Below are 23,307 nucleotides of genomic sequence, written 5' to 3' on the forward strand. Positions count from 1 at the left end.
ATGAGCGACAAGGATATTGTTCCCGGAAACGGGCAAGAGGAAAGCACGGAAATCCAGCAGCACGTCCCAAGGCAGGCTGACGATCCGTTTTCACCTCAGGGGCTGCCTCTGGCTCTACTGGAATTCCATTCGCCGAGTGCGGCGTTAGTCAATATGCCCCCTACGGCATCTGCACGCCATATCATCTGGCTGGTTGGGGCCCTGTTCATCGCAGGGCTGGTTGCGGCTGCGGTGTTTCCGCTGAACAAGGTTGTCAGCACACCCGGCAGGCTGGTTGCGGTGAACAACAACCTGGTTATCCAGCCGATGGAGTTGTCCATCATCCGCTCGATCGATGTCGAGCTCGGTCAATACGTGAAAAAGGGCCAGGTGCTGGCGCATCTGGATCCCACCATCACGAAGGCGGATCTCGTCAATCTGAAAGCTCAGCGTGACTCATATCAGGCAACTGTGGCGCGCCTTCATGCAGAGGCGGACGGAACAAACTACACGCCTGATCTGAACGACAGCAACGCGGCCAGAGAGGCGGCATCGTATGCCCGGCGCAAGGCTGAATACACGGCCAAGATCAGTCAGTTCGATCAGGAGATTGCGGCGCTTCAGAGCCAGATCAATGGTTCCCTCGCCAGTGCCGCCATGCATCAGAGCCGCGGGCGCGTGGCGAACGAGGTTCTTCAGATGCGCCGCCGTCTGCAGGCTGATCAGGTTGGAAGCAAGCTTTCTACCCTGGCAGCGCAAAGCGAGTTGATGGAATCTGAAAGAGCGCAGATCGAGGCCCAGCAGACAGCCGCAGCAACCAGATCCAAGCTCGCTGCAACGCAGGCAGAGCGCGATGCCTATGTGCAGAACTGGAAGGCGCAGGTCTATTCCCAGATCGCCGAGGTTCAGCATCGTCTGGATGAAGCTGTAGGTGATTATGAAAAGGCGGCCTTGCGCAACAAGCTTATCGTTCTCAGATCTCCCGATGAGGGCGTGGTTCTCAATATTGCCAAGCTGTCGATCGGGTCGGTTATTTCGCCTGCCCAGGTTCTGATGTCGATCGTTCCGACCGGCGCGGCGCTTGAGGTCGAGGCGGTTCTCAGAGGAAACGATGCCGGTTTCGTCAAGCTTGGGGACCATGCCCTGCTGAAGTTCGCAACCTTTCCTTTCACGCAATATGGGGGGGCAGAAGGAACTGTACGTCTCATCAGTGCTGACGCGTTCACGGCAGCTGATGCCAAAAGCGGCGCGATGGGGCAGATGGCGGCTGGTGACGAGGATCCTTCGCAGAATGGTTATTACCGTGTTCGCCTGCGCATCGACCGTTATACGCTTCATGGCGTGCCGAGCTTCTTCCATCCGACGCCAGGCATGTCTGTATCGGCCGACATCCAGGTGGGTAAACGCACGATGATCCAGTGGCTGTTCAGCAAGGTCATCCCTGCCATGTCGAATGGTATGCGTGAGCCAAACTGAACGGGTTGGACTTGCCCGGAGGAGAGTAGGGTGGCTTTGAAATCACGTCTCGCATCGATCGTCTCGCGTGATGCGAGACTCAGGCATGCGATCACCCAAATCGAGTCCGGCGAAAATGCCGTGCAGGGATTTGCCCTGCTCGGCCCTCTGGCGACACAGGGAAATGTTGAGGCGCAATATCGCATAGGCAAGGCCTATCTCGAAGGCTGGGGCACGCCACCCAGTCTGGAAGATGGTACGAAGTGGATGCGCAAGGCCGCCGAGAGTGGACATGTTCAGGCCCGGCTTATGCTGGGTACGCTGTACCTTGTCGGTTTTCCCGAAGGTTTCGACGAAAACCGTCCCTCTCTCCTTGTCGATACGCGGGATCAGAAACGGATTCCTGACCTACGCAAGGCAGCCTATTGGAGCCGCCTTGCAGCCGATGAAGGCCAGCCTGACGCCCAGGCACTGCTTGCTTACGTCCTGACCAATGGGCCTGACGATCTGCGCAATCCGCTCGAGGCGCGTGGCTGGTACGAGAAGGCTGCGGCGGCTGGCTCGGCTCAGGGACATCTCGGGCTGGGTATGGCGCTTCATACCAATCCGGAATCGGACGACGATGTTGCACGTGGGACCGCTGAACTGGAGCTTGCAGCCCGCGCTGGGCTTGCAACCGCTTTCTATTTCCTGGCCTGGATCAGTGAACAGGGCATAGGGCAGCCAACCGACTTTTCAGTTGCGGCCCGTTATTTCGAAAAAGCGGCTGAACGGGGTGTCGTACAGGCCCAGACGCGTTTTGCTCTTTATCTCCTGCAGGGCAAAGGTGTGGCCCGTCGGCTGGATCGGGCGGAAACCTGGCTCCGCCGCGCTGCCATGGGAGGGGATTCGGAAGCAGCGGCGCTGCTGGGTGACCTGCATATCCGCGGCGAGGAGATGGCGCCGAATTATCTTGAGGCAGCCACCTGGTACCAGATTGCCGCAGAGCTTGGACATGGCGCGGCTGCGCGTGGTCTCGGGCTGCTCTATCTCACCGGGACGGGGGTAAAGCGCGACCCGGATGCGGCGGCAAAATGGTTCCGCGTCTCAGCCGAATGTGGAGACAGGGTGGCCGATGCAGACCTTGGCAATCTGGCGCTGACGGGTATCGGGTCCGAGAAGGATCGTGAAGCGATGCGCCAGCGTTTCCTTCAGGCAGCAGAGAGCGGCGATCTGGTGGGGGCCTTTAATCTGGGCGTGTGTTATGCCGAAGGGGTCGGGATCGGTCGCGATGATACCCAGGCCGCCCTGTGGATGCAGCGCGCGGCAGATGGCGTGGTGAATGCGCAGTACTGGCTTGGGCGCATGTATCTTGAGGGAAGAGGTGTCCCCCACGACATGGCAATGGCCCTCGACTGGCTCGATCGTGCTGCTCGGGCGGGTATGTCCGAGGCCATAACGCTGCTTGCACAGATTCTTGTATCCGGGCGTGCGCCTCAGGGTAAGGATCATCCGCGCGCGCTGGATCTCTACCGTCAGGCAGCCAGACAGGGATATGTTGATGCCATGTTTTCGGCAGGGGCCATGCTGGGTGGTGGGCATGATGTCACTGTCGATCGCCATGAGGCCCAATACTGGTTCAGATGTGCTGCCGAGCGCGGGCATGCGCTGGGTCAGTTGATGCTTGGGCGTTACCTGAAACGTGGTCTTGCTGGTGAGGTAAACCCGGTGGAAGCACGGATCTGGCTCGAACGCGCTCAGGCGCAGGGTGTCGATGATGCCGCAGCCGAACTCGCCAAACTCGAGCGACGCATGGGTGGACGTGGCTGAGGGGCGCCAGCCGTCATCCCGGCGCCCGCCGCCTGTTCAGTCGGGCTATGGCCATACGGTCACCGCGAAAGATCGTGCGGATTGGCAGCGATGGCACGATTCAAAAGCTCAGGATGCCTATCGAAGGGGAACTGACGCTTCGAACGCCGGAGATATCCCGGCAGCGCTTTACTGGCTGGGACGTGCGGCACGCATGGCCCATCATGATCCGAATGTCATCTTCGCCTACGGCATGGCGCTTCTCTCAGGCGCAAGATGGGAAGAGGCATCCCGACGATTTGCATGGATCGCAAGACGTTTTGTCATGCGAAAGGCATATGTCGGGCAGGCGATAGCGCTCTCGCATCTTGGCCGCACTGATGAGGCCGTCGCCATTTTTGGCAAGATGCTTTCGTGTTATGCACCGGCGGAGGAAGTGCTCCCCTGGACCAGGCTTTTCACTGTGCAATCGGGCGCGCCGGGATGGTGCGCCACCAGCAATGAAGGCGTGCTGCACGGCGAAGCTCATGGCCCGGTGACGATCTGGCTCGACGGCGAGGTCGTCGCATCAAATCAGTGTTTACCTTTCACCCTGCCGGCAGTCTGGGAGAAATCTTCGACCCTGAGCGTCAGTTGTGAAGGCAAGCTGCTTTACGGCGCGCCGATCGATCTTCGGTCGATACGCCAGATGCAGGGCTTCGTCTCTGTGCGAGGCCATGCGCTCGACGGCTGGATCTGGTATCCGGCCGACCCGGATTTTTCACCCCCTGTCATGGTCGAGGCAGGTGAAACGCGGATTGAACTGCTCGCTACCCGGCTTGAGCAGGGCACGCTGCTTGAAAAACCGCTGGCACGTCCGCGCCATTTTTCAATAGCTCTGGACGAGTTGCCGCAAGGAGAGATCCGTCTCTATGACCGTTATGGTCAGCCTCTTACAGGGAGCCCGCTTGGCCCAACCGTTATTACCCTGCTTGAGGGTGGTATCGACAGTGGGGGCAATATCGGGTTGCCCAGGGCTGGAGAGGCTGCTTTTGCAGATGAAAGGGTGGGGGAGCGGCGCACGCCTGGATGTCTCGTCATCATCCCTGTCTATCGCGATCATCTCCTGACCCGTCAGTGCATCGAGGCCGTTCTGGCAGACAAAAGCGAGGATCTGGAATGTCTGGTCGTCGATGACTGCTCTCCTGAGCCTGCCCTCAGCCATATGCTCGATGAGTTTGCCGCACGAGGCGATATAACGCTCATTCGCCATGCGTATAATCGCGGGTTTACCGTCAGTGCCAATGCCGGGCTCTTCCGTGCGGAGGGGCGTGACGTCATTCTGCTCAATAATGACGCCATCATCCCTGAGGGCGGGATTAATCGCTTGAGAGCCTGGCTCGATCGGGATCGGGCTATCGGGACAGTGACCCCCTTTTCGAACGACGCAAGCATTCTCTCCTATCCCTCGGTTTCACGACCCAATCCTGTTCCCGATCGCCGTCTGGCTTTGGCGACAGATCGTATTTTCCGCTCATTGCCGAAATCAGGACTTGTGGACCTGCCAACAGGCAATGGTTTCTGCATGGCGATACGGGGTGACTGTCTTGCACAGACAGGGCTTCTGGATGCAGAAATATTTGCCCAGGGTTATGGCGAGGAGAACGATTTCTGTTGTCGTGCGTCTGCGCTGGGCTGGCGCCATGTAGCGGCAACAGACCTGTTTGTCAGACATGTCGGCACGGTATCGTTCGGTCGCACACGTAGTCTCCTGCTTGAACGTAATCTGCGCATGCTCAACATACTGCATCCCGGGTATGACGAGCGTGTCGCGGCTTTCATTGAAAAAGACCCGTTTCGTCTTTTGCGCCGGAATGCCGGCCTTGTCCGCATGATTGCGCGCCGAAAGTCTGCGTCTTCATGTCTCATCATCGTTACACACGATTCCGGTGGCGGGGTCGAACGTGTGATCGATGAGCGGCGTCGGCAGGCTGAGCGCGAGAAGAAACAGGTTCTTGTTCTGCGCCCTCACGAGAGAGGGTGCCGGATAGAAGATTGTGGCGGTGATACCGTCAATCTTGTGTTTGATCTCCCACGGGAATGGCTTGATTTTATTTCCGTCCTTCGACGGATGAAGGCAGAGCGCATCGAATGGCACCATCTGATTGGCCATGCACCGGTCATGCGTGATCTGGCGGCGGCGCTCGATCTGGAATGGGATATCTTCCTGCACGACTATATCTGGTTCTGCCCACGTATCTGCCTGGTAGGACCCAATGACCGTTATTGCGGTGAACCTGCGCTTGCTGGCTGCGAAGCCTGCGTAGCCCAGCAGGGTGCGCTGATTGAGAGCGACCTGACGGTTGCTGAGCTTGTGGCACAATCAGACCGGATACTACGTGGTGCCCGCGAGGTGATTGCCGGCTCAATCGATCTGCAAAGGCGTTTCAAACGGCATTTCACCGGCCTTGAAATCACGCTGCAGCCACTCGAATCAGGTGATTATCCTGCGTTGAAATCACCAAGGCCTCTTGATGGAACGAGGCGACGTATATGCATACCCGGTGCTATCGGGCGCGAAAAAGGATATGAGATCGTTCTTCAGCTTGCTGAAGATGCAGCGCGTCGTAATCTGCCCATCGACTACATCGTGGCTGGATATACCATTGACGATGACCGGCTCATAGCGACAGGCCATGTGCAGGTGCTGGGAGAGTATCGGGAAGAAGAGGCCGTCAGTCTTATCGAGTCGTGTGAGTGTGATATCGGTCTTATCCCCTCTATCTGGCCGGAAACATGGTGCTTTGCCCTGTCGAATTTGTGGAATGCGCGCTTGCCTGCAGTGAGTTTTGACTTGGGCGCGCAGTCAGAGCGAATACAGAGAGAGCGCAGAGGCACAGTGGTGCCGCTCGGAATGCCACTCTCTCTACTGAGTAATGTCTTGCTACATTTTTCACATCAAATGATATAGCTTTTACTGAGTAGTTTATAATGATATACATGAATTTATTCCTTTGGAGCATTCTTTAGCCACATTGTGCAAAGCTTTCCGTTGCACACACAAATCAAAGATGGGTTGATATAAATGTCTAATTCCGCGAGTTCTTCAGGGACGGAGCAGGTCGTGCAGCTTAAGGTCCACGCTTCCCTGATGACCTTTGACGCTGGCCTCTTCTGTGTGTTTCTGCCGCCTGAAAACGCAGTCCAGAGTGTCAATGGCTATCCCGCGGTGACTGTCACCCAGGCGCCGAACATGCCAAACGGTATCGTCACCATCAAAACCTTCGAAGATGACGGTATTATCAGCAGCAGCCACGGTGCTGGCGCAGGTGCAGCTCTTGTGCGTGTGGCTCGCGGACCCGCTCAGGTCATGGTGACAACCTACCAGGCGCCTGACAGTACGTTGCCGGCGCCTGGTATTCAGGTAGCGCGCTTGTCTGGCGATCCCGTTGCGGCATCGCCCGCCGCGGCGCCGGCGGCGGCGCAGGTTGCTACAGGGGCGGCCGCAGCGCCGGTCCCTGCTTCAGCGCCTGACTTCAAGCCTGAACTCGCGGCACATATCCAGCGTCGTGGCGATGTTCTCGCCCAGATCGGTGAATGGATGGGCGAACCCGGAAGCCAGAACTGGATCGAGGGTTTCGGGATTGCACCGCAGTCGCTCGTTGCGCCTGTAGACATCGAATACCAGGCGGTTCTGGGAAAAGGCTGGCTTTCTCCTTGGGCGGAGGCTGGTCAATATTGCGGATCGCGGGGTATGGCGCTTCCTATTCTGGGGCTCTGCGCACGCCTGAAGAATGGTGCTGAAGAGAAGTACGACCTATCCATCGAAGCAACATTTACTGATGGAACGCGTATTGGCCCCGTCGCCGGTGGTGTGACACTCGAAGCCGAGTCGCTCGCGCCGCTCGAAGCTTTTCATCTTGAAATTCTGCCTCGCGATACCGGGAAGGATTCATCGTCCCGTGAGGAGCGATCCTCAAAATCCGCCAAAAAACCGGCGGTCAAGCGTAAGGTTGCCGAGGCCTGACATTATGGCAGCTCCGATACCCGCAGGTATCGGAGCTCTTTTTTTCCGTGATTTCCTGTCCCTGTGCGGTCTGACGTATCATAGGTGTGCGGGCGTTTCCGCACGCCCGCCGCCAGAGTGGCACCGCCGTTTCTTCAGCCAATCAGAGGGCTATTTCGTCGTGCGTTTCCTGTTCGTGCATCAGAATTTTCCCGGTCAGTTCCTCCATCTGGTCAGGCATCTTCATGAGCAGGGCGATCATGAGATCGTTTTCATCTCTGAGGCCAATGAAGGATATTTGCCCGGAGTGCGGCGCGTTCTGTATCGACAGGACCGTGTTGTCTCGCCCGGAACCCATCCTGCGCTGCGGGAACTGGAGATGGGACTCAGCCGCGCTGAGGCCGTCGCGCGGGCAGCCCAGACGTTGAAGGGGCTGGGCTATACGCCCGACATCATTATTGGTCATCATGGCTGGGGTGAATTACTGAACCTGGTCGATGTCTATCCGGATGTACCAATACTTGGTTACTTCGAATTCTTTTATCATACCGACCGGAACGATGTGGATTTTGACCCGGAATTCCCGCCTCGTCCTGAACTGTCACCGAACGTTCGCGTGAAGAATGCCATCAATCTTCTTGCCCTGAATCTCAACCAGCACGGACAGACGCCCACGCTGTTCCAGAGGGAAACTTACCCGGACTGGGCTCAGAGCCGTATCAATCTGTTGCGTGAGGGCGTCAATCTCGACCTTTGCACTCCGGACCCAGGTGTTTTCCGGCGTAACGTCACAATCGGCCCTCATATCATTTGTCCTTCAGACAAGCTCGTGACCTTTGTGGCGCGTAACCTCGAGCCCTATCGCGGCATTCACAGCTTTATGCGGGCGTTGCCTCGTATTCTCGATGAGCGTCCCGATGCCCGCATTATTCTGGTTGGAGGGGACGGAACGAGCTATGGGGCCCCACCGCCTGCGGATGCTGGCAGCTGGCGTGATATCTTCCTCAGGGAGGTCTCCGGACGTATCGATGCCGAGCGTGTGCATTTTCTTGGAAAGATCGATTATGACACGTTCCGTCTCACCCTGCGGCGTTCAGATGCCCATGTCTATCTGACCTATCCATTTGTCGCCTCCTGGTCGCTGCGTGAGGCCATGGCAACAGGATGCGCCATTGTAGGCAGCCAGACCGCACCTGTTGAGGAATTCATTACCGATCGTTCGACCGGATTGCTGGCGCCTTTTCTGGAGCCGGATCGTATTGCGGATGCGGTTCTGGAGATCCTGGAGGACCGCAGGCTGGCGGGGCGTCTTCGTAAGCAGGCACGCCGCTATGCCGAGCAGAACCTGTCCCTGCAGGGCTATCTTGAAAACTACGACGCCCTGATTTCCTCCATCGTGAATTGATGAGGCAATCAGGGCGGTCATAAAGCCTGCAAGCATATGCCCCCGCGTGGCGGGGGCTGTAGCGTGTCAGAAGATTTCGATGTGCGACTTGAAGCCGAGTGTTGCTGCATCCTTCAGGCCCTGCTGGGCACCCGGACGGATGAAGTACTGGAAATCCGGGGCGAAGGTGATGCCGCGCCAGACGCGGATCTGATACATCGCTTCGATGACCATCCCGTTGGTCTGCGGGAAGAACGAACCGTTCAGGAGGGTCTGATAACCCAGGCTCTGCTGGATTTCCTGAGCGGTTTTCACCTTCTTGGAGACCTGGATGTAGCTGAAGTTCACACCCCAGGCGTCCAGCGGACGCGACTTCCAGAAACCACGGTCGAGCACGCCCACCGAGTATTGACGTTCACGGGTCTGGGTCACAGGCGAGTTGTTGTAGAACACGCCGAGCAGGGTGATACCGGCGTCGGGACCATTGCCCTTGTGGCGCATGATCATCTGATCGGCCAGAGCGTAGGCCGACCACGAATTGTTATGGACCTTGCGGGCCTGACCCGTCACAGCCCAGTAATTGTCGTTGATATCATACAGCACGTCCGGATGGGGTGCCGTATCGACAATGCCACCAAGCTTGTAGTGACCCGGCAGCTTGTCCTTGCCGAAGATCGGCTCCCAGCCGAACTCGACCGGTGCGGCCTCGCCGTTGATATCCGCGCCGTTCCACTTGAAGCCCGTGCGCATCTGCTGCACGCCGTAGATGCCCATCGTGTTGAAGTAAACGCCGGCCTGCAGGTAGGTGTACTGCGACGGACGAACACGGACACGCGCCGCCCAGTTCGAATCCGGGTAGGATGAATGGCTGGTATTGTCAGAAGAAGCCTTCGGGTTACCGCAGAAGGCATTATTCATGAAGTTGCAGTACAGCGGGTTCGACGAGAAGTCGGTCAGCAGCGGAATACGACCGGCGGCAATGTCAAGGTGACCATTGAACAGCGTTTCTTCACCGTAGATATAGACAAGGTGAACGACCACGTTACCGCCACCGCCATAGATTTCCTGGCTGGGGTTCAGGTTGTCACCAAACATGCGGCTGGCAGGAATGCCGTAACGGCCGACGAACACGGCATGGGTCGAGAAGCCGCGAATACCGGCGAGCTTTTCCCAGTCGATATCGTTTTCAAAGCCGTACTGGCCGGCATTGCTGCTGCCCTGTCTCAGGCCCAGACCTTTGGTCGGGCTCGTGATGGCACCTGCGAATTCGTTGGTCGTATCCAGAAGGATCGCGACACCATGCTGGCGCAGCCAGGTGTTCCATCCCCATGGATCATCGAAAATGGCTTCCGGATGGGGCAGGGGGGGAACGGACGAGTTCTGGAAATTGACTGTGCCGATCGGGCTCGAGACACGCACCGAAGGTGCAAGGCCTGTGCCGTTGGGCGCACCCCCAGCCAGAGGCGACTGCGCCTGGGCTGACGGCATGGCAGCGAGGGTAGCGAGAGCTGTGGTGACGACACCCAGCGCCTTGGGGGAGATACGGGGAAGAGACATGAGGGCAATCCGCCAGTCGGATGAAAAACGCGAGGTTCCGTGACTTTCCGGGATGAGGCATTTCGTTCCTTATCCCAACATGACTCTTTTATTACATCTAATTTAGATTTGGCAATGGCATGGAAGAGCAGATTCGGCTTGTTGCGCGCTGAATTAAAAAACCGGAAAGACGATGTGTCTTTCCGGTCACGGTTTATTACAGCGAGAGGCTGTTACTTGGCCGCATCGAGAGCGGCGAGAATGGCTTTCTTGGCTTCTTCCGGGCCTTCCCAGCCCGAGACCTTGACCCATTTGTTCGGCTCAAGATCCTTGTAACGCTCAAAGAAGTGCCCAATGGCCTTGAGTGTGATCTCAGGCAGATCGTTGATCGTCTTCACATCGGTATACTGTGTGTGGATCTTGTCGTGAGGCACGCAGATAATTTTCTCATCCTGTCCGCTCTCGTCTTCCATTTTCAGCATGCCAATCGGGCGAGCGCGAATGACAGCACCCGGAACGATCGGCCCCGGCGCCAGAACCAGCGCATCGGCCGGGTCGCCATCTGCAGCCAGCGTATTCGGAATGAAACCGTAGGCGGCCGGATAGTACATCGGGGTGAAAAGGAAGCGATCGACGAAAACGGCGCCGCTCTCCTTGTCCACTTCATATTTGACCGAAGAGCCCTGCGGGATCTCGATCACGACATTGATGTCATCGGGAACGGATTTGCCGGGGGAGATCTTGCTGACGTCCATTACTACATGTCCTGGTGGGAGTGAATTGATCCCCACATCCTAGCGTCTTGGTGTCCGCCTGCACAGATGCCGTAACGTTATGTACTGACTATATTGTTCTATTCGCCACGGTTTGCCCGGACTCAACAGGAATTGCCTTTGCATCGGTAACTCAGCGATCGATATGGCCCAGATCGCGCTCCGGGGCGATGACATCGCGCACGCGCTGCTTGATGTCTTTCGGGCCAGGGAATCCCCCGTCGCGCTTGCGTTCCCAGATCAGGTGTTCACCCGCCATAATGCTGAAGTGACCTCCCGTATCCGGGACGAGCGCGACCTCCCCCAGATCGGTGCCGAAACTTTGCAGCAACTCCTGTGCAATCCAGGCGGAACGCAACATCCAGTTGCACTGGGTGCAATAACGTATGGTGATGCGAACCCTGTCGGCAGGGAATCTGGGTTCGGGTTGTACTGGATCAGCCTCTTGCATCCTTGTCGTCCCTTCTATGATCGGGGTGTCAGATTATCGGGTCTGCGTGGAAACGCGAGACAGGAGGAGAGGGCAGGGTATCCGTCAACCGCATCCTGCCTGCGTGCACATTTGCGGGATGTCTGGGGGGAGCCGATTACATGATCACTGGTGCTCATGCCCGTCCTGATCTGGCTCATGGGGCCTGGAGAGATGTGCAAAATGATGAATGCACTGATTTCTTTGTCATGTCGTCTTGCAAATGGGGCCGAATTGCGCGATTTCCTGCACAACCTGTGCGCCTGTAGCTCAATTGGTTAGAGCAGGCCGCTCATAACGGCTTGGTTGCGGGTTCGAGTCCTGCCGGGCGCAGGGGTTTTTACGCTCCTATGAGGAGCGCACTCGAGCCGCGTTCTCGTCCTATTCCGTCCGACCATTCCATCAGGAGATCCGTCATGGCCGCCTATCAGTATGTCTATGTCATGAAGGACCTGACGAAGGCCTATCCCGGGGGCCGTGAGGTCTTCAAGGGTATCACCCTGTCCTTCCTTCCCGGCGTCAAGATCGGTGTGCTCGGTGTCAACGGCGCCGGTAAATCGACCCTGCTCAAGATCATGGCCGGTATCGAAAAGGAATATGGCGGTGAGGCCTGGGGCGCTGAAGGCGCGCGCATCGGCTATCTGGAGCAGGAGCCCAAGCTCGACGAGTCCCTGACCGTCGGTGAGAACGTGGCACTCGGCTTCGGTGACCTGAAGCACGCGGTGGATCGCTTCAACGAGATCTCGATGGCTTTTGCCGAGCCGATGACCGACGATGAAATGACCGCGCTTCTGGCCGAACAGGCCGAGTTGCAGGAAAAGATCGACGCTGGCGACGGCTGGGAGCTCGATCGCAAGCTCGAGATCGCGCTCGAAGCCCTGCGTTGCCCGCCTGCCGACAGCCCTGTCACCATGCTTTCCGGTGGTGAGCGCCGTCGCGTGGCGCTGTGCCGCCTGCTGCTCGAAAAGCCCGACCTGCTGCTGCTTGACGAACCGACCAACCATCTCGATGCCGAGAGCGTGGCCTGGCTCGAAAAGACCCTGCGCGATTATCAGGGCACCGTCATGGTCATCACCCATGACCGCTACTTCCTCGACAATGTCACGAACTGGATTCTCGAAATCGAGCGCGGTCGTGGTTATCCGTTCGAAGGCAATTACTCCTCCTGGCTGACCCAGAAGCGCAAGCGTCTTGCCCAGGAAGAGAAGGAAGAGAGCTCGCGCCAGCGCGCCCTTGCCGCCGAGCAGGAATGGATCAGCGCCTCGCCCAAGGCCCGTCAGGCCAAGAGCAAGGCCCGTATCACCAAATACGAGGAAATGCTGGCCGCCAGTCAGGAGCGTGCCGGTGGCACGGCCGATATCGTCATCACCCCCGGCCCCCGTCTGGGTGGCACGGTCATCGAGGCCGAGAACCTCTCCAAGGGCTTTGGCGATCGTCTGCTGATCGACGGCCTGAACTTCAAGCTGCCGCCGGGTGGTATCGTGGGTGTGATCGGGCCGAACGGTGCGGGTAAGTCCACGCTGTTCAAGATGATCACGGGTCAGGATCAGCCGGATGGCGGTGCGCTCAAGATCGGTGACACGGTCAAGCTCGGCTATGTCGATCAGTCACGCGACTCGCTCGATGACAGCAAGACGGTGTGGGAAGAAATTTCGGGCGGCACGGATGTCATCCAGTTGGGCAAGCGCACGGTGCCGTCGCGTGCCTATGTCGGTGCCTTCAACTTCAAGGGCTCCGATCAGCAAAAGCGCGTAGGCGTGCTCTCGGGTGGTGAGCGTAACCGCGTGCATCTGGCCAAGATGCTCAAGAAGGACAGCAATGTCATTCTGCTCGACGAACCGACCAACGATCTCGATGTCGACACGCTGCGTGCGCTCGAAGACGCTCTTGCCGAATTTGCCGGTTGCGCCGTGGTCATCTCGCATGATCGCTGGTTCCTCGACCGTCTGGCTACGCATATCCTCGCCTTCGAGGGTGATAGCCATGTCGAATGGTTCGAGGGTAACTTCCAGGATTATGAAGAAGACAAGCGTCGTCGCCTCGGACCGGATTCGACCGAACCGAGCCGTATCAAGTATCGCCCCATCGCACGTTAAGGGATGAAGATGTCGGAGCGGTTCATCTCTGACATCTCTCTTGCCGATGTCATGACCGGGTACGCATCGTGACGCTTGGGCGTCAGATACGGACCCAGCGGCTCGTGCTGCAGCCCGTAAGCTGGCACGATATGCAGGACATGATTCGCCTCAAGACCAATGGCGCCTCATTCGGGCGTATGCTGGGGGGTGTCCGCTCGCTCCGGCAGGTCGAGGACGAAATGGCCGATGACCTCGCTTTCTGGGCAAAGCGCGGCATCGGCATTTTTACCATTCGCGAAAACAACCGATTCGTGGGCATCACGGGGTTGCATGAGCGTCCGGACGGGCGCGGCCTGGGCCTGCGCTTCGCACTGGTACCCGAGGCCGCCGGGCGTGGTATCGCACGTGAGGCAGCGGGCGCTGCGCTGCGTTTTGCGCTGGATGCAGGTGTCGAACGCGTGGTGGGCGTCACCCGCGAGGACAATATGCCTTCCCGCATCGTGCTGGGCAGCATTGGTATGCACCATGTGGAAAGCTTCGAGCGCGATGGCTATCTGATGCTCGTTTATGAAATCAGGCAGGACAAGCGAGCTGCTCTGGCCTAAAGGCGTCCCGTACGCAGTGCCTTGGCCCAGTCTGGCCGGCCATTTCTTTCCGCAGTTTGTGCCGCCTGCTCCCAGTCATAGGCGACCGTATGGAGGCTGGCAGCCCAGTTGCCGTTTGCGTCGTCGAGCAGCGCGTAACGTGCGTGCGGAGAGACATTGCTGATCTGATGGGGGCAGGGTTCGTCATCCTCATAGGCAGGCAGGCCCACGCTGCCGGGATTGAGTACCAGTCTCCCTTTTCCGAAGGCCACCTTGCGCTGAATGTGGGTATGACCGCACAGGATGAGGCGGGCGTCCGTGCCTTCGGCGCGGGCGACGATTTCTGCCTGCGTAGCGGGACGCAGACCCCGAGCCGAGACAGTTTCAAGGAAATAGGCGATGTCGCTGGTGGGGGTGCCATGAACGAGAAGGATATCGCTTTCCAGCCGAAGCGTTGCCGGAAGCCTTGTCATCCAGTCGAAATGATGAGGAGCGAGGGCCCGGCAGGTAAAGCGGTCGGACGCCCCCATCTCATGAAATGATTGCGTGAGAAGCTGCCGCTCGTGATTGCCAGCTATGGCAGTCGGGGCGAGGGAGATCAGTCTTTCGGCTGTTTCGAAGGGCAGGAGCGGACCAGAGAAATGATCGCCCAGAATGACCAGCTGGTCGACGCTGTGCAGGGCGCAATCTGCCAGGACGGCATCTAGCGCCGTGAGATTGCCGTGTATGTCCGCGAGGACGGCTATTTTCATGAAGCAGGTCTTTTCGTCGGGAGCGTCAGAACTCCCGACGAAAAGGATGTGTCGTCAGTGACGATGCGAGAGCTGACGCTCGAGCGCGCTGATCAGTGTGGCGACATTGCCGCCATTGCGGGCGAGATAGGAGCTGTAATCCTGGCGCTGGGTCAGGCGCAGGCTCGTTCCCTCACCGATCATGTCGACGATCTTCATGCCGCCATCATGGGCAATCAGCAGGCCCATATCGGCAACCGGCTGACCGGGGCGCATGATCTGGGCGCTGACGAGTTCACCATTGGGGGTGTTGGTCTCGCCGGTCACCTTAAAGCTCACGCCGCGATAGTCACCGATCTTGTCCGTAACGGCATTGACCAGCACCTGATGGAACAGCTTCAGGTACTGGGCCTGCTGATCAGGGGTGGCCGTGCGCCAGTAGCGCCCAAGGCAGAACTTGCCGATGGTGGCGATGTCCACATTGCTCTGCAGCAGGGGCAGAACCTCGGCCTTCTTTTCAGCCAGGCCCTTGTCGCTGTTGATGATCCCGACGAGCTTGCTACCGAAAGCGGTCACGAAGCCCTGTGCATCTTCAGCATGGGCCGGGGTGGACAGGGCTGCGACGGAAACGAGCGCTGTGGTCAGAGCGCCAAGAGCTGCGCGACGGGAGAAAGAGATGCAGGTTTTGAACATGTCGGGAGGTCCTTAATTGTACCAGTCCGGCACGGTCGCCCGGTGGTCGTTGCGGAGCGAGTCAACCTGGCTGGCGCGGTTCTGCTGCCAGGCGCTGCGAATAAACGCGTACGGATCGAGTGAATCCTGCTCGACCTGATCGATCTCGTCAATATGAGACGAGAATCCACCCAGCACGCCAGCGACGTTATAGGCCCAGTTGAATGTCAGCAGGCCATAGCCGCGTGGCACGTAGTTGATGGGCGACAAGCCCTGCGCGATGGCGTAGCCGCCAGCATCGCGCAGCGTGTTGGGGCCGAGGCCCGGCAGGAAGAGATAGGGGCCGCTCGGTACACCCCATGTCGCCAGTGTCAGACCCGGATCGCTGTCATGATGCGGATAGCCCAGCGATGTCGCGACGTCGATGAACCCGGCAGCGCCAAGTGTCATGTTGATGACATAACGCATGAAGTCATCGCCAGCGCGGCGTGGCTTGCCAGCACCGACATCACTGAAGAAGACCGTTGGCATGTACCATGTCTGGTTCAGGTTATCGATCGAGTTGCGGATCGGCTTGGGTACCGCCCAGGCCCAGGCCTTGCCCACCGGACGCAGCGCGTGATGATAGGCCCACATCTGGATGCCATACATCTTGCGGTTGACCGGCTCGTAGGGGTCGTTGGCTTCCTTGTAGTCCGCCAGCGCCTCGGGATCTTTCGGCGGCGGGTTGCGCCAGCTGGCGCAGGCACTTAGGGAGAGAAGGGCGCTCAGCCCGATGAGAACACGGCCGCCCTTGCGCTGCTCGCGCCGTCTTTTACGGCTTGAATCGGCAGTTCCGGCGGTTGGCCGGTTATCGGAATCACCTAGCGGTGCGGTCATCGCAATCCCCAAGTCGTGTCAGCGCGCTCGGTCGCGCCATAAACTGCGCACCTGCTCACGATCGTTTATCCGGAGCCGTCACTCAACTCCGGTCCTGTTACCTCATCGCGTCACCCACAATTCAGCAGGAAACACCCTCTCTGGCGGGAAGAGAATGTCCGTGCTGTCTCGCGCGAGACGCAGCATCGTGGTTTTCTAGCACGATGTCTGTCAGACGCCAGACCGTAGATGCCAACTCATGCCGTATGCGTAGCGTTTGAGGTGGGCTGCGGTTGAGGAAAATGAACTTTATATACTTTGACACAGATCATTTCTCCGACCAGTGTGGCGGCGAATCAACAGATGGAAGCACCTTGTCCATGAAAGCATTAGTGAAGAGCGCCGTATGTCTGGTGGCGCTTGCGGGGATAATGGACGGTGCGGCGCAGGCTGCGCCAGCTGTGACGGTCCAGCCCTGGGGCAAGACTCCTGCCGGTGAGGATGTCAAAATCATCACGCTGACCAACGATCATGCGATGACGGTCCGTGTCATCACCTATGGCGGCATCATCCAGTCTGTGGAAGCGCCGGACCGCGCAGGTCATGTGCAGGATCTGGTTCTGGGGTTTGGCACGCTTGAGGGCTACACGAAGGACTCGGCTGAGGGCGGCCTGTTTTTCGGGGCAATGATCGGTCGCTACGCCAATCGTCTGGCCCATGGCACCTTCACCATCGATGGCAAGAGCTATCATACGGATCTGACCGACCCGCCAAACGCCCTGCATGGTGGAAAAATCGGTTTTGACAAGCACGTCTGGATGCTGGTGGACACGAAAAAGAACGCCAAGGGTGCTTCGGTCACGCTGCGTCTTGTCAGCCCCAATGGCGATCAGGGTTTTCCCGGCGCGCTCACGACCAGCGTGACGTATACGCTGGATGAAAACAATGCGCTCAGCCTGCACTACCAGGCCACGACCGATGCGCCGACCGTGCTGAACCTGACCAATCATTCCTACTGGAACCTGAATGGCGAGGGCTCGGGCTCGATCGAGAACGAGGTCATGCAGATCAACGCCGAGCGTTATACCCCGACCGACGGCACCTCGATCCCGACGGGCGAGCTGGCCACGGTGGCGGGAACGCCGCTTGATTTCCGCAAGCCCATGCGGATCGGTGATCATCTGCGCAGCGACTTTGCGCAGATGCTGATTGCTCGTGGCTATGACCATAACTGGATCGTCGATGGTGCCTACGGCAAAGCCCCGCGGCCTGCTGCGGTGATTTTCGATCCGGCTTCCGGGCGCACGCTTGAGGTCTCGACCAACCAGCCAGGATTGCAGGTTTACACCTCCAATTCGCTGACCGGGAAATATGCCGGGATCTCCCATCGGGCCTATCGTCAGACCGACGCGCTGGCCCTCGAAGCCGAGCATTATCCCGACAGCCCGAACCATCCGTCCTTCCCCACCACGGAACTCCGTCCGGGGCAGAAGTTCGACTACACGACCATCTTCAAGCTCGGTACCCGCTAAGCTTCCAGTGGCCTGACCCGAAAGAACCCTGTACGTCTCCGGACGTGCGGGGTTTTTTTTACGCCTGGTACTACGGCCATCGGGCTTGGGGGGCACAGCTTTCACGGTCCCAGGAACTCCGATCTGGTCCCATCACGCCGTGGGCACGTCGCTATGCGTCGTGCCGGTGGCGTTGGTGGACGCCGTACTCACGGTCGCCATGCAGGTCGCGCCGTGTGATGAACAGGCCACGATTGGCCGCGAGATGCAGCACCGTCAGCCGCGCGCCTGAACGGCCTGTCTGCGGATCGATCACGCTGGCCACCCGATGTTTGACCTCGAGTTCCAGAGGCCGCTCGAATTCCAGCGCCAGCCGGTGACTGCGCCATGTCATGGCCAGTTCCGTCTCCCCATGGGCGCGCCCGTAGCTGAGTGACATCGCATCCTTCTGAACAATCTGGTGGGCGGCACCGCTCAGCATGAGAATTCCTGCCACAGCCGCAGCTGCATGGCCGATCCGGCAGAACTGGGCGTGGGTCAGCAGAGGCAGGACCCACTGTGTCACCTTGATCGCGGCCAGCGCTGCTGCACCCACGCAAACCCCAGCCAGAAAGACCCCGCGATCAAACAGGCCGAACTGCGCGTAAAGCACCAGCTTGATGGCATGAAGCAGCACCTCATTGGCTGCGCGCGTAGCAATCAGTGCCTGCTTCTGCAGGCCCAGCTTCTGGTAGAGCCGGTTGAAAAGGAGGCCCGTCGCACCGGTGAATCCGGAAACGAACCCTGCTGCGAACCCTATGGCAGGCAGGTAGCGCCACTGGCGCTGATCGGTCTCTACGGGCGGGCTGCGACGAAGGAGCAGAAACACATTGCCACTCAGAAACAGGCCTAGCGCAAGCTCAAGATAAACCGGTGGCATGAGCCGCAGGCAGAACACGCCCAGCGCGGCAGCCGGCAGGGCGGCCGGGGTAAAAAACAGAACAACCCGCCAGTTGATGACCTGCCAGAAGGTGACGATGCGCCCGACCGTGCTGCACATGGTACCGATGGAGAGCGCTGCCGGGATTTTGGGTGTGGCCAGCACAAGGCCCAGCACGGGCATGATCACGAGGCCAGCGCCCCCGCCTGCGACGGAGGAGATCGTGAAGGCAGCACAGGAGAGGCAGAAAAGGAGCAGAAAAACCATCATGGCCGGGAAACCGCTTCCGCAAGGCGCACCGGCAAGCAGTGTATGCCGGGCTCATGAGGGTATTTTTTATATGAGAATTACTCTCAACAAATTATCAAATCATGTCGGGGAGGTCCGCTTGTGTCGTACCGCTTGCGGGTCGACGCGCCAGAGGCGGGGTATGGCGCAGGCAGGGGCTACAATTTACGGTCGCGCTTGATCCGGTCCCACGCCGCGTTAATGCGGGCGACGCGATCACCGGCCTTGGCCAGGGCATCGGGACTGAGGTTTTTCTGACCGAGAACATCAGGGTGATGTTCCCTGATCAGCACACGCCAGCGCGTCCTGACTTCCTGATCGGTGGCGCTACGCGTGAGACCCAGTTCGACATAGGCATCGTTTTCGTTGCTGGCTGAACCGGAGCGACCCGTCTCGGCCCTGTCCCAGGCCCCGGGTGGCAGGCCAAAAGCCGCATGGACCTTTTTCAGGAAAGCCGTTTCAGCAGGATGCAGATCGGCGCCGGGGGGAAGATCCGCCCGTGCGATGACGAAGAGCGCCATCAGCAGTTGCTCAAGCGGGGCACGATCCTTGGTAAAGCCCTTGCCGAGTTCGCGGGCATACATCTCGAAATCATCCGTGCGGTCACGGGCCCGATCGAACAACATGCCCACTTCACGCATGTTATCGGCCGGAAACTGGAAGAGCGAGCGAAAGGCCCTGATCTCGGCCTTGTTCACCGGACCATCGATCTTTGCCATCTTGGCGCAGAGGGCGACCAGACCGATGGCATAAAGCTGATCGGTCTTGCCAAGCAGGGTGGACATCTTGGCGGCTGCCATGAAGGCGGCCCCATTGGGGTCAGGCTGTCCCTTGGTGCGCCAGTGCTCGTGCCATCCCCCGGTTGGTGTTTCAAGCAGCGAGCCGCGATCGGCCGCATGGCCCAGCGCCGCACCCATGAGCGCGCCCATCGGTCCGCCAACAGCGAAACCGGCCACGCCACCGAACATCTTTCCCCAGAATGCCATTCCCTATCGGTAGCATGAGCACAGGGGAGAGTTCAAACAGTGGTGGGGCGATCCTTGGCCGGAGCCGTGTCGTCAGCTGGTTGAGCTTGCGGCGAGAGGCGAGGGAGGCTGCGCGAGAGGGACGCAGTGAGCGTTGAGAGGTCATAGGGTTTGGACAGCACGACGACAGACGGATCGCCCTCGACGGCATGAACATCACCTGTGGCGAAAACGACCCCGATATCAGGCCTGAGGAGGCGCGCCTGCGCAGCCAGATCCTTCCCCGAAAGGCCCGGGAGGTTCACATCTGTCAGCAACACATCAACCGGCATCGTTTGCAGCACGATCAGGGCTTCGTCGTAATCGGCAGCCTCAACGGTCAGGAAGCCCGATTCCTTGAGCATTTCCGAGGTGGCCTGACGGATCAGACGGTCATCCTCAACCAGCAATACCGTCACGCAAAGCGTGCGGGCCGGAGCGTTCCCCATTCCGACGGACTCCGCCCCGGAAATGAGGGCCGCCTGTCCGGCGCTGGCAGACAAGGCTTCCGATGGGTCCGGCTGGCGCGGCGCTGTTGCCTGCACGCGTTGCTGGCGATTGGCCAGAACATGGCGGAATTTCCGGGCCAGCGCGTCGCGCGTATAGGGCTTGGAAAGCAGTTCCACCCCGGCATCCAGGCGGCCGCCATGCACGATTGAGTTCTCGGTATAGCCGGAAGTGAAAAGCACAGCGATGTCCGGCAGGCGCTCCTTGGCGCGACGGGCCAGTTCCGGGCTCTTGAGGGTTCCGGGCATGACAACATCGGTAAACAGGATATCGATGGGCATACCGCTTTCGATCACCACCAGCGCATTGGCGGCATCGGTGGCCTTGAGAACCTGATAGCCGAGGTCGGAAAGCATCTCGACCACGGTGGCCCGCACTTCATCGTCATCCTCCACCACCAGCACGGTCTCGCTGCCGCCGGTGACGGGGGCCATGTGATGTTCGATTTCGACATCCTCGGCGTCCATCGCACGGGGCAGATAGAGCTTGATGGTCGTGCCTTCGCCCGGCTCGGAGTAAATGTTGATGTGACCGCCGGACTGCTTGACAAAACCATAGACCATCGAGAGGCCAAGCCCGGAGCCCTTGCCTTCTGCCTTCGTCGAGAAGAATGGCTCAAACACCTTGGCAAGAATGTCGGGTGTCATACCCGTGCCGGTATCGCTGACGGCCAGAAGCACATATTGCCCGGCCTTGACCTCGTCATGCTGGCGCACATAGGCGTCATCGAGATGGGTGTTGCCGAGTTCGATCGTCAGCTTGCCCTGTCCATCCATCGCATCGCGGGCATTGATGGCGAGATTCAGGAGGGCGTTTTCGATCTGTGCCGGATCGATGAACGTGTTCCACAGGCCAGCCGAGACGATGGTCTCGATCTCGATCCCTTCACCAATCGCACGGCGCAGCATTTCATCCATGCCACGCACGAAGCGGGTCACATTCACGATCTTGGGTTCGAGTGCCTGACGGCGGCCGAAGGCAAGCAGCTGGCTGGCCAGACGTGAACCACGCTGCACGCCGCCCATTGCGCTGCTGACGTGACGCTCGGCCCGGCTGTTGCCCATCACATATTTGCCGAGCAGTTGCAGATTGCCGCTGATCACCTGAAGCAGGTTGTTGAAATCATGCGCCACGCCGCCAGTCAGCTTGCCGATGGATTCCATTTTCTGCGCCTGAGCCAGTCGGGTCTCGGCCTGACGTCGCTCCGTGATCTCCTCGATCACGCGGTTTTCGAGCGTCTCGTTCAGCTTGCGCAGCTGTTCTTCAGCCCTCTGGCGATGGTGTACCTGACGGGACAGGTCTTCGGCATGATCGCGCAACGCAGCTTCTGCGGCGCGTTGATGGGTGATGTCGGTATGAACCCCCACCCATTCGGTGATTTCGCCTGCGTCATCGAGGATGGGCAGGGCGCGTATGGCAAAATTGCGCCACTTCCCGTCGCGGTTGCGCACGCGATGCTCATGCACGAACATGCTGCGTGACGACACGGAGGCGTTCCATTCGACAACCGAGGCGGCCGCGTCGTCCGGATGAACGGCATTGGCCCAGCCGAAACCCTGATATTCCTCGCTTGTCTGGCCTGTCAGCGCAGCCCAGCCCGGCTGCTCGCCCGTCATGCGGCCATCGGCGCTGTTGGTCCACAGCACACCATGAACGGCTTCCATCGCGGTGCGGAAACGCCTGTCGCTTGCGGCGACCTCGGCGATACGCCGTGCCCGATCCTCGATATCGATGCCGAGGATATGCACGCCATGCACGACCCCATCATCGTCGATATGCGGCACGTAGCGGAACTCTGTATGACGCTCTGTGCCGTCCTGATGAGGCAGGAGTGTCTCAGCGGTGAGAGACCGGCCCGAGAGCGCAGCTTCCAGATCGGGGCGCCTGTCTTCATAGACACGTGCCCCCAGAACCTCGATGACGGGGCAGTTGACGATGCGCTCAAGCGGCAGGCCCAGCCAGGATTCATAAGCGGCATTGGCAAAGCGATAGATATGCGCCTGATCGACATAGGAAACGAGCATGGGCGTCGCATCGGTGACGCGCCGTAATTCCGCTTCGCTTGAGGCCAGACGCTTCTCGGCGTGAACGCGTTCGGTATTGTTGACGATGGTGCACAAGACGCCGCCAGGCGCTTCGCCCATTTCGTAAACGGGGGTGAAATAGAAGTCGAGAATCAGCGTTTCGACCTGATCCTGCCGGTTGAGCCTGATCTTGCGATTCTGAAAACTTGCGGCTTCCCCGCGCATTCCGGCTTCGATAACGGGTCTTGTCCACGCATCGAGTTCGGGGAAGGCTTTTGCGAGCGGCGTTCCAAGTGCGTAGGGGTGGCGGTCGCCTGCGATGAGACTGAAGGCGTCGTTGTAGAACAGGATCTGCTCGGGCCCCCAAAGCAGCATCTTGGCCACAGGGGAATTGACGATATTGGTAATCGTTGCCCGTAGCGGATCAGACCATCGGCATGTTGGGCCAACGGCATGCTGTTTCCAGTCCAGTCCACGGATCAGCGCACCGCATTGACCACCAGCAGGCGGAAAGGCGACTCCCTCCCGCTTGGCGGAAGTGGCCATTTTCTCACGCAGCAGGGTCAGGCCAGCTTCGATCATGGCGCGCTCACTCGTGAAGCTGCCACGCGTGATCTCGGCTTCGATAAAGGCTTCGAGGCTGTCAGGAGAGATGGCAGTGCCAGATGGGCAAGACGTCATGGATCGATGAAGCCCCAGCATCACGAAGGTGAGCATTATGATGTTGTCGTTAAATATCGACAACGATCGTCATTGGCTAGA

At 59.1% G+C, this 23,307-nt stretch carries 17 protein-coding genes and 1 tRNA gene; 9 read left to right on the forward strand and 9 right to left on the reverse strand.

Annotated features, from left to right (window positions below; translation table 11 throughout):
• From F3J08_RS09755 to F3J08_RS09775, 5 genes are all read left to right on the forward strand, one after another.
• Window positions 1–1,455 carry an HlyD family type I secretion periplasmic adaptor subunit gene (locus F3J08_RS09755; protein ID WP_166929637.1) on the forward strand — a complete coding sequence of 485 codons (1,455 nt, stop codon included), beginning with the start codon at window positions 1–3 and terminating at the stop codon, window positions 1,453–1,455.
• Between the two features lie 30 nt (window positions 1,456–1,485).
• Entirely contained in the window at window positions 1,486–3,243 is a 1,758-nt protein-coding gene (locus tag F3J08_RS09760) for an SEL1-like repeat protein (protein WP_166929639.1), read from the forward strand.
• Window positions 3,188–6,172: a glycosyltransferase gene (locus F3J08_RS09765; RefSeq protein WP_166929640.1), complete on the forward strand. Its 2,985-nt coding sequence runs from the start codon at window positions 3,188–3,190 to the stop codon at window positions 6,170–6,172. The genes F3J08_RS09760 and F3J08_RS09765 overlap by 56 nt, the downstream gene beginning before the upstream one ends.
• Before the next feature lie 153 nt (window positions 6,173–6,325).
• Window positions 6,326–7,228: a hypothetical protein gene (locus tag F3J08_RS09770; RefSeq protein WP_370458710.1), complete on the forward strand. Its 903-nt coding sequence runs from the start codon at window positions 6,326–6,328 to the stop codon at window positions 7,226–7,228.
• Window positions 7,229–7,436: 208 nt separating this feature from the next.
• The gene (locus F3J08_RS09775; protein ID WP_240149278.1) at window positions 7,437–8,612 is read left to right on the forward strand and encodes a glycosyltransferase; all 1,176 of its coding nucleotides are present in this window, start codon (window positions 7,437–7,439) and stop codon (window positions 8,610–8,612) included.
• 66 nt (window positions 8,613–8,678) lie between these two features.
• Here the strand turns inward: F3J08_RS09775 and F3J08_RS09780 are convergent, their stop codons facing one another.
• The 3 genes from F3J08_RS09780 to F3J08_RS09790 form a co-directional block, all read right to left on the reverse strand.
• Window positions 8,679–10,148: a carbohydrate porin gene (locus tag F3J08_RS09780; protein WP_122038919.1), complete on the reverse strand. Its 1,470-nt coding sequence runs from the start codon at window positions 10,146–10,148 to the stop codon at window positions 8,679–8,681.
• Between the two features lie 212 nt (window positions 10,149–10,360).
• Entirely contained in the window at window positions 10,361–10,882 is a 522-nt protein-coding gene (ppa, locus tag F3J08_RS09785; protein ID WP_122038918.1) for an inorganic diphosphatase, read from the reverse strand.
• Window positions 10,883–11,033: 151 nt separating this feature from the next.
• Complete coding sequence (locus F3J08_RS09790) at window positions 11,034–11,351, reverse strand: SelT/SelW/SelH family protein (RefSeq protein WP_166929646.1); 318 nt, start codon at window positions 11,349–11,351, stop codon at window positions 11,034–11,036.
• Between the two features lie 277 nt (window positions 11,352–11,628).
• Between F3J08_RS09790 and F3J08_RS09795 the strand changes: the two genes are divergently transcribed.
• From F3J08_RS09795 to F3J08_RS09805, 3 genes are all read left to right on the forward strand, one after another.
• Window positions 11,629–11,702 (forward strand) — tRNA-Ile (locus F3J08_RS09795).
• Between the two features lie 83 nt (window positions 11,703–11,785).
• Window positions 11,786–13,465, forward strand: a complete 1,680-nt coding sequence (gene ettA / locus F3J08_RS09800) for an energy-dependent translational throttle protein EttA (protein ID WP_023979103.1) — start codon at window positions 11,786–11,788, stop codon at window positions 13,463–13,465.
• Between the two features lie 68 nt (window positions 13,466–13,533).
• Complete coding sequence (locus F3J08_RS09805) at window positions 13,534–14,052, forward strand: GNAT family N-acetyltransferase (protein ID WP_122038916.1); 519 nt, start codon at window positions 13,534–13,536, stop codon at window positions 14,050–14,052.
• Here the strand turns inward: F3J08_RS09805 and F3J08_RS09810 are convergent.
• Genes F3J08_RS09810 through F3J08_RS09820 form a run of 3 tightly spaced genes read right to left on the reverse strand, consistent with a single transcriptional unit; the run spans window position 14,049 to window position 16,313 of the window.
• A complete protein-coding gene (locus F3J08_RS09810; protein WP_166929648.1) occupies window positions 14,049–14,783 on the reverse strand; it encodes a metallophosphoesterase in 735 nt (244 codons plus the stop codon). The genes F3J08_RS09805 and F3J08_RS09810 overlap by 4 nt on opposite strands.
• Window positions 14,784–14,837: 54 nt before the next feature.
• A complete protein-coding gene (locus F3J08_RS09815) occupies window positions 14,838–15,455 on the reverse strand; it encodes a phospholipid-binding protein MlaC (RefSeq protein WP_166929650.1) in 618 nt (205 codons plus the stop codon).
• A gap of 12 nt (window positions 15,456–15,467) precedes the next feature.
• The gene (locus F3J08_RS09820; RefSeq protein WP_023979098.1) at window positions 15,468–16,313 is read right to left on the reverse strand and encodes a VacJ family lipoprotein; all 846 of its coding nucleotides are present in this window, start codon (window positions 16,311–16,313) and stop codon (window positions 15,468–15,470) included.
• 359 nt (window positions 16,314–16,672) lie between these two features.
• Here F3J08_RS09820 and F3J08_RS09825 point away from each other — a divergent pair, with 359 nt between their 5' ends.
• Complete coding sequence (locus F3J08_RS09825; RefSeq protein WP_166929652.1) at window positions 16,673–17,824, forward strand: aldose epimerase family protein; 1,152 nt, start codon at window positions 16,673–16,675, stop codon at window positions 17,822–17,824.
• 151 nt (window positions 17,825–17,975) lie between these two features.
• On the opposite strand, the gene F3J08_RS09830 is transcribed toward F3J08_RS09825, so the two are convergent.
• The 3 genes from F3J08_RS09830 to F3J08_RS09840 form a co-directional block, all read right to left on the reverse strand.
• Entirely contained in the window at window positions 17,976–18,992 is a 1,017-nt protein-coding gene (locus F3J08_RS09830; protein WP_166929654.1) for a sulfite exporter TauE/SafE family protein, read from the reverse strand.
• 176 nt (window positions 18,993–19,168) lie between these two features.
• The gene (locus F3J08_RS09835) at window positions 19,169–19,996 is read right to left on the reverse strand and encodes a TerB family tellurite resistance protein (RefSeq protein ID WP_062164061.1); all 828 of its coding nucleotides are present in this window, start codon (window positions 19,994–19,996) and stop codon (window positions 19,169–19,171) included.
• Between the two features lie 32 nt (window positions 19,997–20,028).
• Entirely contained in the window at window positions 20,029–23,262 is a 3,234-nt protein-coding gene (locus F3J08_RS09840) for a response regulator (RefSeq protein WP_205206899.1), read from the reverse strand.
• Window positions 23,263–23,307: the final 45 nt, after the last annotated feature.

This window comes from Asaia sp. As-1742 (assembly GCF_011753235.1).
Lineage (GTDB): Bacteria > Pseudomonadota > Alphaproteobacteria > Acetobacterales > Acetobacteraceae > Asaia > Asaia bogorensis_B.

What these genes read in the sequence shown, in the direction of transcription:
- F3J08_RS09810 (WP_166929648.1), bottom strand. Translation starts at nt 14,783, where the DNA reads ATGAAAATAGCCGTCCTCGCGGACATACACGGCAATCTCACGGCGCTA.
- F3J08_RS09830 (WP_166929654.1), bottom strand. Translation starts at nt 18,992, where the DNA reads ATGATGGTTTTTCTGCTCCTTTTCTGCCTCTCCTGTGCTGCCTTCACG.
- F3J08_RS09815 (WP_166929650.1), bottom strand. Translation starts at nt 15,455, where the DNA reads ATGTTCAAAACCTGCATCTCTTTCTCCCGTCGCGCAGCTCTTGGCGCT.
- ettA (WP_023979103.1), top strand. Translation starts at nt 11,786, where the DNA reads ATGGCCGCCTATCAGTATGTCTATGTCATGAAGGACCTGACGAAGGCC.
- F3J08_RS09835 (WP_062164061.1), bottom strand. Translation starts at nt 19,996, where the DNA reads ATGGCATTCTGGGGAAAGATGTTCGGTGGCGTGGCCGGTTTCGCTGTT.
- F3J08_RS09840 (WP_205206899.1), bottom strand. Translation starts at nt 23,262, where the DNA reads ATGCTCACCTTCGTGATGCTGGGGCTTCATCGATCCATGACGTCTTGC.
- F3J08_RS09825 (WP_166929652.1), top strand. Translation starts at nt 16,673, where the DNA reads ATGAAAGCATTAGTGAAGAGCGCCGTATGTCTGGTGGCGCTTGCGGGG.
- F3J08_RS09790 (WP_166929646.1), bottom strand. Translation starts at nt 11,351, where the DNA reads ATGCAAGAGGCTGATCCAGTACAACCCGAACCCAGATTCCCTGCCGAC.
- F3J08_RS09820 (WP_023979098.1), bottom strand. Translation starts at nt 16,313, where the DNA reads ATGACCGCACCGCTAGGTGATTCCGATAACCGGCCAACCGCCGGAACT.
- ppa (WP_122038918.1), bottom strand. Translation starts at nt 10,882, where the DNA reads ATGGACGTCAGCAAGATCTCCCCCGGCAAATCCGTTCCCGATGACATC.
- F3J08_RS09755 (WP_166929637.1), top strand. Translation starts at nt 1, where the DNA reads ATGAGCGACAAGGATATTGTTCCCGGAAACGGGCAAGAGGAAAGCACG.
- F3J08_RS09765 (WP_166929640.1), top strand. Translation starts at nt 3,188, where the DNA reads ATGATGCCGCAGCCGAACTCGCCAAACTCGAGCGACGCATGGGTGGAC.
- F3J08_RS09780 (WP_122038919.1), bottom strand. Translation starts at nt 10,148, where the DNA reads ATGTCTCTTCCCCGTATCTCCCCCAAGGCGCTGGGTGTCGTCACCACA.